Raw genomic sequence first — 18,051 nt, forward strand, 5'->3', positions numbered from 1 at the left:
ACTTATTCGTCTCTTAATGCTTCTATAGGTTGAACTCTTGCTGCTCTCCATGCAGGAAAAAAACCTGCGATTGCCCCAGCAACTATTAACAAAATGACCATGGTTATAGCTATTGAAAAGTTTACTGTTGGATTAGACACGTAATCTACTTCAACATTTGGTCCTACCAACTCTAGTAAGCCCATACTAAATATCAAACCTGCAAAACCAGAAACTGCTGTTACAAAAATTGCCTCGTGTAATATCATTCCAACAATTGACCAAGGTTTGGCTCCTAATGCTTTCCGGATTCCTATCTCTCTAGTACGATCTTTAACTATGATCAACATAATATTACTCACTCCTACTACACCAGCAATTATGGTACAGATACCCACAAACCAAAAGAACATAGCAATATTATTCGTTAAGGTAAAATATCGTTTTGCTTCTTCTTCTGCACTATATACACCTATTGCACTATTATCATCTGGTGATACTTGATGTGTCTTTTTAAGGTATTTTTTCAGCTTTTCAGTAAATTGATTAGCAGCAAAAACTGATTCGTCAAATGTTTCTTGAGGAGCCAATGTGAAAGACATATTATTCAATCTATTTTGTCCATTAAAAACATTCTGAGCAGTTGTCATAGGAATATAGATTCTATTTTCCTCTCGATCTCCCCCTTCATCGGTATATACACCAATAATCTTAAAATTTATGCCCGATAGTTGAAGATATTCGCTCAAAGGATTTTCAACCTCTTTCATCATTTCTCTTTTTATCTTTTTACTAATCACCACAACCTTTAGGTTTGCATCCATGTCAAGTTGATTCAAATACCTCCCAGAAATCATTTTCATGTTTTCTATTCGTTGGTAGTCTGGACTCACTCCTTGTATCCCATAAGAACCAGATTCTTTCTTATAGTTGAGTGTAACTCCTCTAACTCTAAATACGCCAGAATTAAATTCTAAATCTTCAGCAAAGGCCTCATTGGAATAATCGAGATTTTCATTTTTTAATTGAATGGTTCTTCCTGGGTTTAAGCCATTGTGTTCTTTTGTAGTAACTTGAGTCCATACCCAAACGCGATTAGTGGCATCGGCTTCAAATTCTTTTTTAATTCCGTTTTGAAAACCTTGTCCAAAACCCAATAAAATAACAAGAATAAATATACCAGAGGCCACAGAAAGGCCTGTAAGAAATGTACGAAGCTTATTCTTACGGATGGTATCAAAAATTTCTTGCCAACGATCTATGTCGAACATATAAGAAGGTACTAAATATTATTTTTGAAGAGTTGTTTAGCTAATAGACGAACTTAAATACAAGTTTGTTACAGTTACTAAGATTTTTTTAAAAAATTAAATTTGATTTAACCCAAATTCATTCAAAACAACACGCCATTCATGACTTTCGGTTATCTCAAGAATCTTTTGAGATATTAATTGTTCTAACGCTGCATGTTTTTTAGGTAAGCCAAAAGCATATAGCTGAAGGTCAAATTTAACCGGTAATAATTTAATATCATTAAAGGAATCTTGCTGCTTAAGTCTATATTTTAATATAGGTTCATCATATAAAAACGCATGAATATTTTTATTTTTAAGATCTTCTAGACCATCTTCAACAGTAGGATACGTTTTAACTTGATTAAAAAAATGATCTTTTAAAAAGTCTGTAGAACTTGAGCTAGTTACACTACCTACGGGTTTGTTTTTATAATTATTAAAGTCTTCTACTTCATTTTCTAAATTCATTACGGTAAGACTTGATGCTACACCCGCCGTTAAACCAGAAACAAACAATAATCCACTAAACATCCATATCAATGCTACAATTTTACCTCCTCTACTTTTAGGGTATTTATCACCATAACCAACAGTCGTCATGGTAACTACAGACCACCACATACCATCAAAAAACCCTTTCCATCCTGGTCTAAAATGTGTAGGATTCTTTCGATGTTCAAAGAACCATGTTGCTAAACCAAAAATTGCGATTACAGAAAGTAGTATTACAATTCCTCTTAAAAAATTGCGGTTAAAAAAAGACTTTACAAATTCAAACGCTTTGCTGAAAGTTCCTTTTTTTGTTACTACGATAGTAGAATTAGAGGCATAAAACGAATGTGTAAATTCCATTGTTCTGCTGCGCTCACTAGTTATTGTTAACGGATTAATACAAACATCTACCTTATCATGTCTTAGACTATTAAGCATGTTCGAAAAATCCATTTCAACAAATTTAAAGTTGAGGTTTAAATCGTTGGATACGCGATTCCATAGCCAAATATTTATTCCAGATAGCTTATCATTATTTTTGATAATAAAAGGAGCTGCCGGAGCGTATGCAACTAGTAAGGTGTCATTGGATGTTTGACCAAAAGATAAAATCGAAACGAGTAAAAAAGAAGCAATAAATGTGGTTAATTTCATAAAGTTAAATATACTACTTTTTCAAACCTAATTTCTCGGCTTTTAATAGCATAAATTCATAAGCTTCATTATACTCATTTGCTATTTCACCTTCTAAAATAGCATTTTTTATAGCTTCTTTAATCTGGCCTATCTCACGGCAAGGTTTTAGATTAAAGGTTTGCATGATCAATTCACCAGAAATTGGCGGTTGGAAATTGCGAATTCTGTCGCGGTCTTCAACCTCTTTAATTTTATCTCTTACCTTTCTAAAATTGTTGAGATATTCTTTTTGTTTTTTCGGGTTTTTGGTAGTAATATCTGCCTCACAATGAGTCATTAAATCCTCTATGTCATCTCCGGCATCAAAGATCAAACGACGCACAGCAGAATCAGTTACCTCGTCTTCAGCTAGTATAACCGGTCGCGAACTCAACAGTACCATTTTTTGAACGTACTTCATTTTATTATTCAACGGCATCCGTAAACGTTTAAAGATTTTATAAACCATTTTTGATCCGACAAATTCATGCCCATGGAAAGTCCAACCAATCTTTTTATGAAATTTCTTTGTAGGAGCTTTGCCAATATCATGCAATAACGCTGCCCAACGCAACCAAAGATTCTCTGTTTTTTCTGAGATGTTATCTACCACCTGCAAAGTATGATAGAAGTTATCTTTGTGTTTCTGCCCCTCAACTTCTTCCACTCCTTTTAAAGCTATTAGTTCGGGTAAAATTCGAATCAACAAACCTGTTTCTTCTAATAATCGAAATCCAATCGATGGTTTATCAGACAATAAAATCTTATGAAGTTCTTGCACAATGCGTTCTCTTGTTATGATATCTAAACGTTCAGCATTTCTAGTAATAGCTATACGTGATTGGTCTTCAATCTTAAAATTAAGTTGTGTAGCGAATCTAATAGCACGTAGCATGCGTAAAGGGTCATCAGAATACGTAATATCGGGATCTAATGGTGTGCGAATACACATATTCTCAATATCTTGAATTCCATTAAATGGGTCTAGTAAGTCGCCATATGTATATTCATTTAAGCTTAAGGCTAAAGCATTAATAGTAAAATCTCTTCGATTTTGATCATCTTGTAAAGTGCCAACTTCTACATTAGGATTTCTACTTTCTTCTGAATAAGATTCTTTTCTTGCACCAACAAATTCAAGTTCTATTTCATTGTAGCGCAACATTGCGGTACCATAAGTTTTAAATATTTGAACCTTGGGCTTATCAGGTAATGCTTGTGCCACTTTTTTGGCTAGTTCAATTCCACTTCCTACGGCTACAATATCAATATCTTTTGCATCTCCTCTTTCTAATAAAAAATCGCGCACATAACCTCCAATAACATACGCTTCAACAGCTAGTTCTCTGGCGGATTTAGAAATTATCTGAAATATTGGATTATTTAATGCTTCCTTATGTGTCATGCAATTTTCAATTATCAAATCACATCTTCAAGCTTGAAATGAGTGATTGTTATGCTCGTATTACTTCTACTTCACCATCCTCTAAGATTCTAAGAATTCTTGATGATTTAGTTGAAATTTTATCGTGGTGCAAATTTACCACATAATCAACGGCCTCTAAAATTTTCGGGTTTATTTCTTTGAAACTTTTAGGTGTGGCCTCTCCGCTAATATTTGCTGATGAAGAGACAATGGGTTTGCCAAATTCTTCAATTAAGTTTTCACAAAATGTATTCTCTATAATTCTAATAGCTACAGTATTATCTTTTGCAATCACATTTTTTGCCAACCCCTTAGGATTGTGGTAGATTACCGTAGTAGGTTTTTTGGAATTTTTAAGAATGTCTAAAGTCTTATTCGGAATGGTTGAAACATAATCTTTTAGCATTTTAAGAGAATTTACCAAAATGATCAAGCTCTTACTTTCTGCACGTTCCTTAATCTTAAATATTTCGGCTACCGCATTTTCATTGGTGGCATCACAACCAACACCCCATACCGTATCTGTAGGATAGAGAATTGTTTTACCCTTATTTAAAGATTGTAATGTATGTTTTAATTCTTTCTTCAATGCTATTTTCTTACGCTGGCAACAGTTGCATATTGCGGATAACGAATATCATTTGCCAAAAATAGTAATGGAATATTATATAAAATTGGCCTTAATGAACCACTTCTATTAATTCCTTTGTGAGTAACCACTTCATATCCTAAATCTTCATACATCTTTTTAATACTTTTTTTAGTAAAAAAACGCAAATGCGTCTTATCCATCACTCCATAGCTTTTATACTCAAATTTTTTACTAAAAATTAGCGGTATCAAAACACTATGGAAGCGAATATTTGGTATCGAACTTATTACAACTCCTTTATTGGTGAGCTTACTTTTCATCTTTTCTAATACTACATATGGATCTACTAAATGTTCAAGAACATCATTAAAGAAAATAGCATCAAAATAATTATCTGGAAGATTATCAATATGTTCTTCAATAGGTCCGGCAAATGATTTATCAAGTACCTTGCTAGCCTTGGCAATTTCATCTTCCATTAACTCAATACCCCAAACTTCTCTATTGTTCTTATCTTTTATAGATGCTGCAAAAATACCATTGCCACACCCCACATCCAAAACTGTTTTAGCTGTTTTAGGAAGATACAATAGCATTTCTTCTCTATCGTCATTATAATATCCATCGGGTTTATGTTCGTAATCCATTATTTCTCTGTTAATGATTTATATACTTCTAGAATTTTTTTAGCGTTTGTTTTACTAGAAAAACCCTCGATTACTTGTTTGTGAGATAATTCAACAAATTGTTTTGCTAATTCTTTATTTTCACTTATTTCAACTAATTTATTAGCAAGTACTTTATAGTTTTCTACTTCTGTAATAAATCCGTTTACACCGTCTTTAATTATTTCAGGAATTCCTCCCGGGTTTGTGGTAACCACCGGAATTTTAAAATAAAACGCTTCGTTTATTACTTGTGGTAATCCTTCAGATTGTGATGTAAATAAGAAGATATCAAATTGCGATAAAAAAGCCGATGCGTTATCTAAAAAACCGGTAAAAGTTACATAATCTTCTAATTTCAATTCTTTTACTTTTTCAGTATACATAGGAGTTCTCTCTGTAAAAGACCCAATTTGAATAAAATGAAAGTCGCTGATCTTCTTTTTATTCACTATTTCATTAATTACATCAACGTATGTTAACAGATTCTTTGCACGTATGTGATTACCAATATGCCCAATAATAACTCTATCTTTTGGAATATTAAATTTGTCTCTCAATAGAAATGGGGCATTTTCTGTTTTATTATCAAAACGAATGCCATTATAAATACTTACTAACTTCGAATGATCTTCAATACTATCTTCTGCAACTTTTTTAGTAGCATCAGAAACGCAAATCATTTTTTTAATTTTCGGATAGTTATATTTATACAAGGTCTGCTTTCTTTGCTTTATTGGAAAAGAAGTTTTCTTATGATAAATAAAAGGTGGTAGTTTACCATATATTCTATCTGCAATTACCGTTAAAGTTAAAGCAGTAGGATCATGCATATGCACGATGTCTATCTTCTTAGATCGACATAAGCTAATAAGCTTTAAAGAAAAGCGTAAGTCCATTTTTATTGCTAACGGAGCAGCAATATAATTATAACCACCCGCTTTTAGTCTATTGTAGAACTGACTACCTTTAACGCATAAGATATATTGTTTAACTTCTCCTTTATAATTAGCACTTAACTCATTATATAAGTTTTCAATATGGTTTTCTCCTCCTCCCCATTCTTTAACTGCGGAAACATGTAAAATATTTATCATTATTCAGTAGCAATTTTTTGTTTCAATTTAAGGCTTTTATATAACGGAAGACCTTGCAATAAAGCGATAACCAATTGAAAATAAGCAGGCTTAAGCATTCCTTTAAACGTGTATTTAATAATCATAAATAATTGAAGTAATAAACCACCTACATACGAGGAATTTTTCTTTAAAACATACAAAAGAGATATTTTCAATTCTTGCTTAATTAATATGTTCTTTTTTGTGCTTTTCCCCTGAAAGTGAATGTATTGAGCCTCTGGAACCAAGTAGCATTGGGTCCTTTCTGCATATTTACTAACCCTATAGGCTAAATCAGTTTCTTCATAGTACAAAAAAATATTTGTATCAAACCCACCAACCGTATTGAATGCATCAGCTTCAGCCACTAAAAACGAACCGGGTACACATTCAACCTTAATCGGTTTGCTATAAATTTTATCTCTTTTAGGGTATCTTTTAGGGTTAAGCCTTTCTAAAAGCTTTCTACCAAATAGCTCTCTCTTAAAAGTCAAAAAATGATCAAATGACTTTAACACTTCATCATTTTCATTAAAGCTTTGAGGTGCACAAATACCAACATTAGGGTTGTCGTTAAAGAAATCTAGAACAATACTTAAGCAATCATTTTTTAATAAGGTATCATTATTTACGAATGCATAATATTTAGCATTAGCAAACTGAACACCGAGCATATTTCCTCCACCAAAACCGGTATTAATTTTACTTCTAAATGCTATTAAATGTTCAAAATCAATTTCTTTGATATTATTTTCTAGCTTCTTAAAATCTTCTATCTCAGAAGCATTATCAACTACAATTATTTGATATTTAACCTTGCTAGATGTTTTCTCAATTAATGACTTGATCGCATCGGTTGTGAAATTAGAAGAATTATAATTTACTAAGATAACAGCAAAGTCAAACATCTTGGAGATTTTTGTTTTGAGAGACCACAAAAGTATAAAACATATTCTAAAATTAGATTACTACATTTGCAATGATTTAACAACTATCTATGAATCGTGTAATTCATCACAATTTCAAGCATTTAGCACCTCAATTTGATTCTATTATAGAGAATTTTGATAAGCCAGGAGTTACTTTTGATTATGAAAAGCGAAACAAAATGCGTTCAATAGATGTTGAGGGTTTTAAGGTTAATGTAAAATCATTTAAAATACCCAACATCATTAATCAAGTTGCTTATAAATTTTTTAGAAAATCAAAAGCCAAAAGATCATATACCTATGCCAATATTCTTCTTGAAAATGGAATTGAAACACCTCAGCCGATTGCCTACTATGAGTTTTTTTCCCCTTACGGAATAAGAAACAGCTATTATTTCAGTGAGCATATTGATTATGATATCATGTACAGAACCTTGGTTGCTGACCCCAATTATCCTGAGCATGAAAAAATTTTAAGGCAATTCACCCGATTCACATATAAAATGCATGAAAAAGGCATTTACTTTAAAGATCATTCTCCTGGAAATACACTTATTAAGAAAAATGGAGATAATTATGACTTTTATTTGGTTGACCTAAACCGAATGAAATTTTTTAATCTAGATTTCGATGCACGTGTTACTAATTTTTCTCGTTTAACTCCTAAAAAAGAAATGGTAGCCATAATGAGTGATGAGTATGCTAAACTCATCAATGAACCTTACGAAAAAGTGTTTAATAAAATGTGGGGAGAAACTGAAGCTTTTCAATTTCGTTTCTTTAGAAAAAAGCGCTGGAAAAAAAGGCTGCTAGGTAAGCCTATTACCGTTGATTAGTCATTTTCTTTAACTCTATAAAACGTTGCTTCACACCAAAAGCATTAAGTTTTGCCATTATATACCCCGACTTTCCATCTAAAAAGCCTCTTCTAATTAAATATTGATAAAAGAAACGGTATAAGGGTTTTATTGCTAGGTGAAAAAAGTTCGGCTTAAGGTTCTTTTGCGCTAGTTCTTGCGCTCTAAGTTTCGCATAATCAGCTAATTTCTTCTTATAACTATCTTCATCTTTGAATGAAAAGTGCAAGATCTTACTCTTTAAAACTGATTTAATTCCCTGAACACTTAATGTTTCGTGTACAAATTTATCTACATTATAAGATGCATGATTCTTATGAAATAAGCGTGTCACCTTATCCGTCTGAAAACTACCATATTTTAGTGGTTTGTCTTTAAAATAGAATTGTCTAAACATTTCATAAGCCACCGCTTTATTTAATGAAGATAGCGCTTGATATATTTCGCTTTGCAGTGATTTAGGTATTCTTTCATCGGCATCTACAAACAATACCCAGTCATGCCTAGCTTTGCTAATAGCAAAATTTCTTTGATTCGAATAATTTAGAAATTCGCGTTGAATAAACTTAACATTTGGATAGTTCTTAACTATATCTACAGTGTTATCATCGCTCAGTGAATCAACGATAATAACCTCATCAGCAAATTCTAAATTCTTGATTAAAGAAGGAATATTTTTGGCTTCATTCTTAGTTATTATAATTGCCGAAAAAGGTTTTCTATTTTGATCGCTCTTTGATTCAACAAGCGCGTCTATATTTAAATCTGAACCATTCTTTAAATTAAAATCAAGAAACAATCCTAATTCATTATAAATAAATTCTGGTTTAAAATATTGATATAAATTAATTGAATTCTTCTTTAGCTCTTTTTCGGTTTTATCTTTAAACAATTCTGGTTTATATTGTTTAAGATGAACTGATTTATGAAACTTTCCATCCTCAAAAGTGGCCCACATTTGTTGTTCTATCCATGGTGAAAAAACAATAAAAGATGGCTTATTCAATGCCTTAGCCATATTAATTGCGCCTCCATCATTTCCAATAATCATATCACATTCATTCATTAAAGCGATATATTCTCTTAAGTTTTTACCAAGTAAATCAAAAAAGATATTCTTTTGAGTATTCGGCTTACATTTATTAAAAATCTCTTGCGCTTCTCTTAACTGATTAGGGATATAATTAAATAGTACATTAGCATTGGTTCTATCTACAATAACATCGATGAGCTCAGCCATATAACTAAACGGATACGTTTTTATATCTGAACTACCAATTATTGACATCATGATAGTCTTTTTGTTTCGATCAACGCCATGTTCATTTAATAGTTTTCTAACCTCAACTTTTTCGCTTTCATCGACATATAACTTAGGAACAGGATCAATATCTATATCTAAATTTAGTGGATCAAGTAAGGAGAGCCTTCGTTCGATAATTAATCCTAGATTTGAAATAGAAACATCATGTGCATTGATTAAATCGGTGTATAAAAAATTCCTGCCAGGTTTCTTATAAGAGATTCGTCTTTTTGCTCCAGAGAAAAGCGTTGTTAACCAACTCTCCAGTTTAGAGTAAGAATCTATAAGCACATCGTAATGCTCTCGCCTAACTTTCATTAAAAAATGAAATAATGCGCGTTTGCTTTTACGTTCTTTTTCAGTGAAAAGTATTAATTTATCTATATTCGGATTTCCTTTTAAAACCGGAAGCGTAGATTCATAAACCATATAATGAATCTCTACATTTGGCAATGCTTTTTTAAGGTTATTACAAAGAATAGAACAGACCAGCACATCGCCAATCATTTTTTGTTGTATGATTAGAATTTTTCTCAAATAATAATTTTAAACGGCTACATCGTGTTCTCTCAAAGCATCATTCAATGAAGTCTTTTTGTCTGTGCTTTCTTTACGTTTGCCGATAATTAATGCACAAGGTACTTGATATTCACCAGCCGCAAATGTCTTGGTATAACTCCCTGGAATCACCACAGATCTTGCCGGTACCCTACCCTTCATTTCAACCGGTTCGTCACCAGTAACATCAATAATTTTTGTGCTCATTGTTAAAACTACATTCGCTCCAAGCACTGCTTCTTTTTCAACACGAACACCCTCAACAACAATGCAACGAGAACCGATGAAACATCCGTCTTCAATGATTACCGGAGCGGCCTGTAATGGTTCTAATACACCACCAATTCCAACACCACCAGATAAATGTACATTTTTACCAATCTGAGCACATGATCCAACTGTTGCCCAAGTATCTACCATAGTTCCTTCGTCAACATATGCACCAATATTTACATAACTAGGCATTAAAATAGTTCCTTTGGAAATATAAGCACCATGGCGTGCCACCGCATGAGGCACCACACGAATTCCTTTTTCTTGATACCCTCTTTTAAGTGGAATTTTATCATGGTATTCAAAAATTCCGGCCTCCAAAACTTCCATTTTTTGAATCGGAAAATACAATACCACTGCTTTTTTAACCCACTCATTTACTTGCCAACCATCGTTATTAGGTTCTGCAACACGTAGTGCTCCTTTATCTATTAGGTTAATAACCTCACGTATTGCATTTTGAGTTGATTCTTCTTTTAATAAATCTCGGTGTTCCCAAGCGGCCTCTATAGTCTGTTGTAATGTAGTCATGGTCTAAAATAATTTACGCAAATATAAAAGCTTACTTATTATTGGCACAACTTTAGTTAGGTAAATACAGAAAAGCTATTTTTGTTAAAAATTATAATATGGGTAGAATATTAGCCATTGATTATGGTAAAAAGAGAACAGGTATTGCCGTTACCGATGAATTACAGATCATTGCATCAGGTTTAACAACGGTAAGTACAGATACTATTATCTCTTTTTTAACTGATTATTTTACTACTGAAAATGTAGAATTGGTCATTATTGGTGAACCCAAAAAACTAGACAACACGGCTTCTGAAAGCGAAGCGCTGATTAAACCCTTTATGGAAAAATTAGAGCATTTATTTCCTAAAATACCTATTAAGCGAATCGATGAGCGTTTTACTTCCAAATTGGCCTTTCAAACAATGATCGATAGCGGACTTAAAAAGAAGCAACGTAGAAACAAGTCATTAGTAGATGAAATTAGTGCTACTATAATCTTACAATCATACCTCTACAGTAAAAAATAATATATTAAATAAATAGATGGCTAAACTTAATCGCTAAACATACTTTTTATATTAGAACATTTTGAATTTCGTTATTTGAATTTTGAGTTATATTATTTGTACTTTTGCCCCTCAATAAATCAAAAAATATGGTGTTACCCATTGTTGCCTATGGCGACCCTGTACTCCGAAAAGTAGGTGTTGAAATAGATAAAGACTACCCAAAGCTTAAAGAACTTATTGAGAATATGCAAGATACCATGAAAAACGCTCGTGGTGTAGGCTTAGCAGCTCCTCAAATTGGTAAAGCCATTCGTTTGTTTTTAGTTGACACCTCTCCATTTGCAGATGATGATGAGCTTGATTTAGAAGAACAAGAGTTTTTAAAAAATTTCAAAAAAGTATTCATTAATGCAAAAATCTTGAGTGAAGAAGGTAATGAATGGGTTTTTGGAGAAGGATGTTTGAGCATTCCTAACATAAATGAAGATGTGTTTCGTAAAGAACTTGTGACCATAGAGTACCTTGATGAAAATTTTAAAAAACATACCGAAACAGTAGGAGGATTGGCGGCTCGAGTTATACAGCATGAATATGATCATATTGAAGGAAAACTGTTTACAGATAAGCTATCTTCATTGAAAAAACGACTGATTAAAAAGAAATTAGAAAATATTAGCAAAGGAAAAGTAGATGTTGAATACAGAATGCGATTCCCAAAAAAATAATAAAAAATGACAATAGATAAAATTGTAGCTATTTCTGGAAAGCCAGGATTATTTGAAATTCTTTCTCAAACTAAAGGCGGGATTATTGTACGCTCATTAGCAGATAATAAACGCTTCCCGGTTAATGCCATTCAAAATGTAAGTGTATTAAATGATATTGCTATATATACATACGAAGAAGAAGTACCATTGCGTGAAATTTTTTCAACGATAGCAGATAAAGAAAATGGTAAAGAGACCATCAGTCATAAAGAAAGTAATGATAAACTATTATCATTTTTAGGTGAAGTATTACCAAATTATGATGACGAGCGCGTTTATGCATCTAACGTAAAGAAAATTGTACAGTGGTATAACATACTGGTTGCTGCCAATTTTGACTTTGCTTCATTAGCTGAAGAAGAAATATCACAAGAAGAAGAATAGCTTGAACTCTCGTAAAGAACAACTTGACGCTTTCGAAAAGCTTTTAGACATCATGGATGAGCTCCGTGAAAAATGTCCATGGGACCAAAAGCAAACCATTCATTCTTTACGTCACTTAACAATAGAAGAAACCTATGAATTAGGAGATGCCATTCTTGATAATGATTTAGAAGAAGTAAAGAAAGAATTAGGTGATCTCTTATGTCATATTGTTTTTTATGCTAAAATTGGTTCGGAGACCAATGATTTTGACATCGCCGATGTTGCCAACTCCATTTCAAAGAAATTGATTGATCGTCATCCGCACATTTATGGCAACATAGATGTAAAAGATGAAGAGGAGGTTAAGCAGAACTGGGAAAAACTAAAACTAAAAGAAGGAAAAAAGTCAGTTTTAGAAGGTGTGCCCAAGAGTTTACCAGCCTTGGTAAAAGCAAATCGTATTCAAGATAAAGTAGCAGGTGTAGGCTTTGATTGGGAAGAGCCACATCAAGTATTTGATAAGGTTAAAGAAGAGCTGTTCGAGCTAAACGAAGCTATCAAAACTGGTGCACAAGAAAATATTGAAAAAGAATTTGGTGATGTCTTGTTTTCAATGATCAATTATGCTCGTTTTATTGAGGTAAATCCAGAAAATGCCTTAGAACGAACTAATAAGAAGTTCATTAAGCGTTTTCAGTTTTTAGAAGCAGCAGCCAAAAAAGAAGGAAAACAACTTTCTGATATGACCTTAGCAGAAATGGATGTACATTGGGAGGCTTCGAAGAAATTGTTCAAATAATCTTTGTATTTTTAACGAATAAACCTATTCGTTATGAAACGTAACTTTTTCCTTTTAGCAATAATTTCGCTCTTCGTATTTATTTCTTGTAAAAAAGAACCGTCAGAAGCTCATTCCGCTGAAAATACTTCCGAAGTAAATAAAAGTCCTCTAGAAAAAGGCTTTGCCATTGTGATTCATGGTGGTGCAGGCACCATCAAAAAAGAACACATGACATCTGAACAAGAAATTGCGTATCGCGATAAGCTTCAAGAAGCGTTAGATACTGGTTTTAAAATTCTGGAAGAAGGTGGTTCTGCATTAGATGCAGTACAAAAGACAGTAAATATTATGGAAAATTCACCTCTGTTCAATGCGGGCAAAGGGGCTGTATTTAATAGCGCTGGTAAAAACGAATTGGATGCTTCTATTATGGATGGTAAAACCTTAAATACTGGTGCCGTTGCTGGAGTAAAACAAATTAAAAATCCGATTAACGCAGCACGTATAGTGATGGATAGCACCCGGCATGTGATGATGGCCGGTAAAGGAGCTGAAGACTTTGCTAAGCTACATGGATTAGAAATCGTTGATGACATCTATTTTCATACCGAAAAAAGATATAATCAATTACTTAAAGCCCAGGAAAAAGACAAGGTATTATTAGATCATTCTGCAATGAATACTAAAGAGTTGATCGATGATCATAAATATGGTACCGTTGGTGCCGTGGCATTAGATAAAGAAGGTAACATTGCAACCGCCACATCAACCGGAGGTTTAACGAATAAGAAATATGGAAGAGTTGGAGACACTCCAATCATAGGAGCAGGAACGTATGCAAACAATAAAACTTGCGGCGCCTCAGGAACTGGTACTGGGGAGTATTTTATTCGGACATTGGCTACACATGAAATTTCTAACTTAATGCAATATAAAAAACTGTCTTTACAACAAGCCTTAGACAATGTCATTCAACAAATTGGTGACCTTGGGGGTGATGGTGGTTTAATAGGATTAGATAAAGATGGTAATGTTGCCTGGTCTTTCAATACAGCTGGAATGTACCGAGGTTATAAAAAATCGAATGGAGACAATGTGGTGAAATTTTACGAAGATTAATTTATCTGTTTCTCCTATATTTTTTACCGGGTTTTAATTTTTTTCTTCCAATACCTTTAAAGTAAATAGGAACAGAAATATTGCCAGGTTCCAACACCACAAGATGTAAATGAGGCAGTGTTGTAAATCCGGTTAAACCTGAAATTCCAATGGGTTCACCTGCACTAACTACATCTCCTATTTCAACAATAGCGCCATTAAAATCTAAATGTACATAGTTGGCAAAAGTACCATCGTTGTGCATAATAACTATTTTATTTCCTTTGTCAGCATACTCATAAGTTCTTCCATACTCTTTAGAATCTTCCCTTACCATTACCACTAAACCCTCTCTGGCAGCAGTGATGGTATCTCCAATTTGTAAATTAAAATCTATTGCATACTTAGAGTGCCTCTTGTAATGAGAAAATTTGCCCCCAAAACTTTGCACAATCTTATATGACCTCCCTTTTGAAAAAGGTAAAGTATATAAATACTTATCGTTATGCTTTGCCTTTTTAGAATCACCTAATGTACCGTCTACTGAAACATATTCATTTATATCAATACTTGTGGTGTCTTTAATTATTGTTAATGGCGCAACAAAAACATTATTAATTACTTCTTTAGGTTTAAAAAGTATATGTTTCTTAATCTTAAGTTTATTTTTAAAATTGTCCTTTAACGTGAATTTAAGTTCAACTGGAGCTAAAAAAGGATTCTTTAACGATATATAAACAGAATCGTTACCAATGATTTTTTTTGATTCAAGATTTTGAGCACTTGCGTAACTATAAATCAAAATAGAAAATAGGAAAAAATATTTATTCATTTTATAGTTTATGTAAAAGAGTTAAAATATCTCCATTTGTTTCAAAGTTCAAAAAATTAGCTTAATAATTAGTATGGTTTGGTTAATATATAACATTTCTTTTTTATTAACTTTAGATAAAATAGCACATTTTTTTATCCAAAACATGGTATGTTTTTTGTGGGATTTTAAGCAAATTTTGCTAATTTAAATCAACAACCAAATGAAAACCGTTCTTTCTATCTCATTGCTTTTCGTTTTAAGTAATTTCTTACATGCACAAGAAATTATTTCTAAAGTGGTAGATGAAAATTCTAGTGAACCTGTTGTCTTCGCTACAATCAAGTTAAAAAATAAAAGTATTGGTGTTATAGCCGACGAGAATGGAAATTTTAGGTTGCCTTATAAATACAAAGAGCAAAAAGACACCTTAATAATATCATCAATAGGTTATAAAAACAAAGAAGTACTTGCAAATATATTAAAGGATAATGAAGTAAACATTATCACTCTATCCCCTAAAGTAGAAACCTTAGACGAAGTTGTTTTGGTTTCAAAAAAGAAGACTAAAAGTGAAGAACTCTCGGCGCAGGCAATTGTTAGTCAAGCAATTCAAAATATAGATCTTAACTTTCCCAAAAATCCCTTTTCATATATAGGTTATTATAGAGACTATCAGTTATTAAAAGATAATTATGTCAATCTAAATGAGGCTATTATTCAAGTTTATGATGCTGGGTTTTTAACAGATAAGGTTATGAATTCTTTAAACCAGAGTATTCTCTTTAATTATAAAAAAAATACTGATTTTATTAGAGACCCGAAATTAGAAGCTTCTTATAGCGAATCGAAATATATTAAAAATGCAACGCTTTCGGCACACGGTGGAAACGAGCTTACCATTTTGAACACACATGATCCAATTCGAAACTATAACAAAGAGAGCTTTTCTTTCGTAGGTATTTTTAATCAGGATTTTCTACGTAACCATACGTTTAAATTGAAAAAGATACTTTTCTTAGGAGATATTGCCTTATATGAAGTTGGTTTTAGTACCACTAAATATGTTAGGCGTAGAGAATATAAGGCAAATGGTACTATATATATATCCAAAAATAATTTTGCAATTCATAAACTCGATTATGAGGTATTCACAAAAAACAAAAAAAGTCCGCTTTATTCTGTAAAAGTTGAGTACTTACCTAAAGGAGGGCGTATGTACTTAAACTACATTTCATTCAACAATGAGTTTGAAGTAAAAAGTAAAAATGACTTTAAACTTAATGAGATTACCTTTGATAAAGATTTAAAAGTATTCAATCTCAAATTTAATAATGTAGTAGCTTCAAGCTCCTTAAAAAATCAAAGAAATTTCAAGTTTAAATATAAAGACACCAAGCTTACCATTGACAATATAAGACTTAAAAAGCCAAAAATAATAGAAGTTACATTGGCAGGTAATTCTATGAGTTCTATAGATATGGAGTCTGTTGATTTATCAGATTTTAAGTATTCAGTAAAAAACATCGTTGATTATGCAAACAGAAAACTAGATAAATCTTCTGTTATTAGAGTAAATCAACTTAGAGAATTTTTTGTGCAAGAGGTTCTTCAAAATAAGCCGCTTTCAGATGATAAGCACTATGTAAGAAAAACAGCTAATTTATCTGAATCTATTGTTAATAATACAGACAACAAAAAAGAGTATTGGGTGAATACACCATTACAAAAAAGTCAAAATTAATGGATAAAAGCTTAATTTTACTTCGTTTACAATAGCGTCTATTTCTTTTAAATCTGTTTAAAAACAACATAAATCAAACATTGGTTTATATATAAAAATAGTTCGTTTTTTAAAATTAGTTGTATCGGAAAAAACTATCACTAAAAACCAGTAAATTAGCTGCAAACTCAAATAAAAGCATGACTGTAAACGATGTTACAAAAGCTATAGAAGAAATAGCACCTTTGAAATATGCAGAAGATTTTGATAATGTAGGCTTGCTAATTGGCAATTATCAAACAAAAGTAACTGGTGTTTTAATAACACTAGACACATTAGAAAGTGTTGTTGATGAAGCTATAGCAAAGAAATGCAACTTAATAGTAAGTTTTCATCCCATTATCTTTTCTGGATTAAAGAAAATAAATGGTTCTACTTATGTGGAACGAGTGGTGTTAAAGGCAATTAAAAATGATATTGCAATTTATGCCATGCACACCGCTTTAGATAACTCCATTCAGGGTGTTTCGGCTAAAATGGCTGAGATGCTAAGTCTGCAAAAGACTAAGATATTAATCCCCAAAAAAGGACTCATAAAAAAACTAACAACCTATGTCCCTAAAAAAGATGCAGAACAATTAAGAGCGTCTTTATTTGATGCTGGTGCGGGGTCAATAGGTAATTATGATTCTTGCTCTTTTAATCTAGATGGAGTAGGAACTTTTAGAGGAAATGAAAATTCTAATCCCACATTAGGTGAACAAGAAAAATTGCACAGCGAAGAAGAGGTTATGATAAGTGTAGTTTTCGAAAAACATATAGAGAGTAAAATACTAAAAGCGCTCTACGCGTGCCATCCGTATGAAGAGGTTGCCTATGAAATAATTACTACCGATAATACACATCAATATGTTGGAATGGGTATGATTGGCGAGCTTGAAAATGCGCTTTCTGAAGAGGAATTCTTTAAGCTATTGAAAGAAACCTTTCATTTAAAAGGTATTAGACACTCTCAATTATTGAATAAATCTATTAAAAAAGTGGCCGTTTTAGGCGGTTCAGGTGCTTTTGCCATTAATGCCGCAAAGCATTCTAATGCAGACGTTTACGTTTCTTCCGATTTTAAATATCATGAGTTTTATAAAGCTGAAGGTCAATTAGTTTTAGCTGATATTGGTCACTATGAAAGTGAACAATTCACAAAAAACCTTTTGGCTGACTTTCTTACAAAAAAATTCCTTAATTTTGCACCCGCCTTACCACCGAGTAGGGTCATTTTATCAGAAATCAATACAAATCCTATCAATTACTCATAAAT

Annotated in this window: 18 protein-coding genes; 8 read left to right on the forward strand and 10 right to left on the reverse strand. The window is 32.3% G+C overall.

All coding sequences use genetic code 11. The annotated features are described in order from the left end of the window. Window positions 1–2 precede the first annotated feature (2 nt). The 7 genes from AC1EUU_RS06615 to AC1EUU_RS06645 all read right to left on the reverse strand — a co-directional run bounded on the left by AC1EUU_RS06615 (window position 3) and on the right by AC1EUU_RS06645 (window position 7,150). Entirely contained in the window at window positions 3–1,250 is a 1,248-nt protein-coding gene (locus tag AC1EUU_RS06615; RefSeq protein ID WP_480200598.1) for an ABC transporter permease, read from the reverse strand. Window positions 1,251–1,346: 96 nt separating this feature from the next. Further along, entirely contained in the window at window positions 1,347–2,420 is a 1,074-nt protein-coding gene (locus AC1EUU_RS06620; protein WP_480200599.1) for a transporter substrate-binding domain-containing protein, read from the reverse strand. A gap of 13 nt (window positions 2,421–2,433) precedes the next feature. Then, on the reverse strand, window positions 2,434–3,846 hold the full coding sequence (locus AC1EUU_RS06625; RefSeq protein WP_480200600.1) for a CCA tRNA nucleotidyltransferase: 1,413 nt from the start codon (window positions 3,844–3,846) through the stop codon (window positions 2,434–2,436). Between the two features lie 49 nt (window positions 3,847–3,895). Next, complete coding sequence (locus AC1EUU_RS06630) at window positions 3,896–4,456, reverse strand: L-threonylcarbamoyladenylate synthase (protein WP_480200601.1); 561 nt, start codon at window positions 4,454–4,456, stop codon at window positions 3,896–3,898. Window positions 4,457–4,458: 2 nt separating this feature from the next. Continuing rightward, window positions 4,459–5,106, reverse strand: coding sequence for a class I SAM-dependent methyltransferase (locus AC1EUU_RS06635; protein ID WP_480200602.1), 648 nt, complete (start codon window positions 5,104–5,106; stop codon window positions 4,459–4,461). After that, window positions 5,106–6,221 carry a glycosyltransferase family 4 protein gene (locus tag AC1EUU_RS06640; RefSeq protein ID WP_480200603.1) on the reverse strand — a complete coding sequence of 372 codons (1,116 nt, stop codon included), beginning with the start codon at window positions 6,219–6,221 and terminating at the stop codon, window positions 5,106–5,108. The genes AC1EUU_RS06635 and AC1EUU_RS06640 overlap by 1 nt, the downstream gene beginning before the upstream one ends. Next, window positions 6,221–7,150: a glycosyltransferase family 2 protein gene (locus AC1EUU_RS06645; protein ID WP_480200604.1), complete on the reverse strand. Its 930-nt coding sequence runs from the start codon at window positions 7,148–7,150 to the stop codon at window positions 6,221–6,223. The genes AC1EUU_RS06640 and AC1EUU_RS06645 overlap by 1 nt, the downstream gene beginning before the upstream one ends. Window positions 7,151–7,239: 89 nt before the next feature. Between AC1EUU_RS06645 and AC1EUU_RS06650 the strand changes: the two genes are divergently transcribed. Continuing rightward, on the forward strand, window positions 7,240–8,007 hold the full coding sequence (locus AC1EUU_RS06650; RefSeq protein ID WP_480200605.1) for a lipopolysaccharide kinase InaA family protein: 768 nt from the start codon (window positions 7,240–7,242) through the stop codon (window positions 8,005–8,007). On the opposite strand, the gene AC1EUU_RS06655 is transcribed toward AC1EUU_RS06650, so the two are convergent. Beyond that, window positions 7,994–9,868, reverse strand: coding sequence for a glycosyltransferase (locus AC1EUU_RS06655; protein WP_480200606.1), 1,875 nt, complete (start codon window positions 9,866–9,868; stop codon window positions 7,994–7,996). The genes AC1EUU_RS06650 and AC1EUU_RS06655 overlap by 14 nt on opposite strands. 9 nt (window positions 9,869–9,877) lie before the next feature. Next, on the reverse strand, window positions 9,878–10,693 hold the full coding sequence (locus AC1EUU_RS06660) for a 2,3,4,5-tetrahydropyridine-2,6-dicarboxylate N-succinyltransferase (RefSeq protein WP_480200607.1): 816 nt from the start codon (window positions 10,691–10,693) through the stop codon (window positions 9,878–9,880). Window positions 10,694–10,791: 98 nt separating this feature from the next. On the opposite strand from AC1EUU_RS06660, the gene ruvX reads away from it, so the two are divergent. The 5 genes from ruvX (at window position 10,792) to AC1EUU_RS06685 (ending at window position 14,220) form a co-directional block, all read left to right on the forward strand. Continuing rightward, window positions 10,792–11,205 carry a Holliday junction resolvase RuvX gene (ruvX, locus tag AC1EUU_RS06665; protein WP_480200608.1) on the forward strand — a complete coding sequence of 138 codons (414 nt, stop codon included), beginning with the start codon at window positions 10,792–10,794 and terminating at the stop codon, window positions 11,203–11,205. Window positions 11,206–11,333: 128 nt separating this feature from the next. Further along, complete coding sequence (gene def / locus AC1EUU_RS06670; RefSeq protein ID WP_480200609.1) at window positions 11,334–11,912, forward strand: peptide deformylase; 579 nt, start codon at window positions 11,334–11,336, stop codon at window positions 11,910–11,912. Between the two features lie 6 nt (window positions 11,913–11,918). Continuing rightward, window positions 11,919–12,338: a DUF5606 family protein gene (locus AC1EUU_RS06675; protein WP_480200610.1), complete on the forward strand. Its 420-nt coding sequence runs from the start codon at window positions 11,919–11,921 to the stop codon at window positions 12,336–12,338. Window position 12,339: 1 nt separating this feature from the next. Next, window positions 12,340–13,119 carry a nucleoside triphosphate pyrophosphohydrolase gene (gene mazG, locus AC1EUU_RS06680; protein WP_480200611.1) on the forward strand — a complete coding sequence of 260 codons (780 nt, stop codon included), beginning with the start codon at window positions 12,340–12,342 and terminating at the stop codon, window positions 13,117–13,119. A 33-nt stretch (window positions 13,120–13,152) separates the two neighbouring features. Further along, the gene (locus tag AC1EUU_RS06685) at window positions 13,153–14,220 is read left to right on the forward strand and encodes an isoaspartyl peptidase/L-asparaginase family protein (RefSeq protein WP_480200612.1); all 1,068 of its coding nucleotides are present in this window, start codon (window positions 13,153–13,155) and stop codon (window positions 14,218–14,220) included. A gap of 1 nt (window position 14,221) precedes the next feature. Here AC1EUU_RS06685 and AC1EUU_RS06690 read toward each other — a convergent pair whose 3' ends face one another. Continuing rightward, window positions 14,222–15,031 (reverse strand): M23 family metallopeptidase, encoded by an 810-nt coding sequence (locus AC1EUU_RS06690; RefSeq protein ID WP_480200613.1) that lies wholly within the window; start codon window positions 15,029–15,031, stop codon window positions 14,222–14,224. 202 nt (window positions 15,032–15,233) lie between these two features. On the opposite strand from AC1EUU_RS06690, the gene AC1EUU_RS06695 reads away from it, so the two are divergent. Together AC1EUU_RS06695 and AC1EUU_RS06700 are read left to right on the forward strand one after the other, a co-directional pair. Next, on the forward strand, window positions 15,234–16,754 hold the full coding sequence (locus tag AC1EUU_RS06695; RefSeq protein ID WP_480200614.1) for a carboxypeptidase-like regulatory domain-containing protein: 1,521 nt from the start codon (window positions 15,234–15,236) through the stop codon (window positions 16,752–16,754). A 179-nt stretch (window positions 16,755–16,933) separates the two neighbouring features. Further along, the gene (locus AC1EUU_RS06700) at window positions 16,934–18,049 is read left to right on the forward strand and encodes a Nif3-like dinuclear metal center hexameric protein (RefSeq protein ID WP_480200615.1); all 1,116 of its coding nucleotides are present in this window, start codon (window positions 16,934–16,936) and stop codon (window positions 18,047–18,049) included. Window positions 18,050–18,051: the final 2 nt, after the last annotated feature.

It is taken from the genome of Maritimimonas sp. 2205BS37-2 (assembly GCF_056591755.1).

Excerpts from the sequence above, each read along its gene's own strand:
- AC1EUU_RS06615 (WP_480200598.1), bottom strand. The coding sequence starts at position 1,250 with ATGTTCGACATAGATCGTTGGCAAGAAATTTTTGATACCATCCGTAAG.
- AC1EUU_RS06620 (WP_480200599.1), bottom strand. The coding sequence starts at position 2,420 with ATGAAATTAACCACATTTATTGCTTCTTTTTTACTCGTTTCGATTTTA.
- AC1EUU_RS06625 (WP_480200600.1), bottom strand. The coding sequence starts at position 3,846 with ATGACACATAAGGAAGCATTAAATAATCCAATATTTCAGATAATTTCT.
- AC1EUU_RS06635 (WP_480200602.1), bottom strand. The coding sequence starts at position 5,106 with ATGGATTACGAACATAAACCCGATGGATATTATAATGACGATAGAGAA.
- AC1EUU_RS06640 (WP_480200603.1), bottom strand. The coding sequence starts at position 6,221 with ATGATAAATATTTTACATGTTTCCGCAGTTAAAGAATGGGGAGGAGGA.
- AC1EUU_RS06645 (WP_480200604.1), bottom strand. The coding sequence starts at position 7,150 with ATGTTTGACTTTGCTGTTATCTTAGTAAATTATAATTCTTCTAATTTC.
- AC1EUU_RS06650 (WP_480200605.1), top strand. The coding sequence starts at position 7,240 with ATGAATCGTGTAATTCATCACAATTTCAAGCATTTAGCACCTCAATTT.
- AC1EUU_RS06660 (WP_480200607.1), bottom strand. The coding sequence starts at position 10,693 with ATGACTACATTACAACAGACTATAGAGGCCGCTTGGGAACACCGAGAT.
- ruvX (WP_480200608.1), top strand. The coding sequence starts at position 10,792 with ATGGGTAGAATATTAGCCATTGATTATGGTAAAAAGAGAACAGGTATT.
- def (WP_480200609.1), top strand. The coding sequence starts at position 11,334 with ATGGTGTTACCCATTGTTGCCTATGGCGACCCTGTACTCCGAAAAGTA.
- AC1EUU_RS06675 (WP_480200610.1), top strand. The coding sequence starts at position 11,919 with ATGACAATAGATAAAATTGTAGCTATTTCTGGAAAGCCAGGATTATTT.
- AC1EUU_RS06685 (WP_480200612.1), top strand. The coding sequence starts at position 13,153 with ATGAAACGTAACTTTTTCCTTTTAGCAATAATTTCGCTCTTCGTATTT.
- AC1EUU_RS06690 (WP_480200613.1), bottom strand. The coding sequence starts at position 15,031 with ATGAATAAATATTTTTTCCTATTTTCTATTTTGATTTATAGTTACGCA.
- AC1EUU_RS06695 (WP_480200614.1), top strand. The coding sequence starts at position 15,234 with ATGAAAACCGTTCTTTCTATCTCATTGCTTTTCGTTTTAAGTAATTTC.
- AC1EUU_RS06700 (WP_480200615.1), top strand. The coding sequence starts at position 16,934 with ATGACTGTAAACGATGTTACAAAAGCTATAGAAGAAATAGCACCTTTG.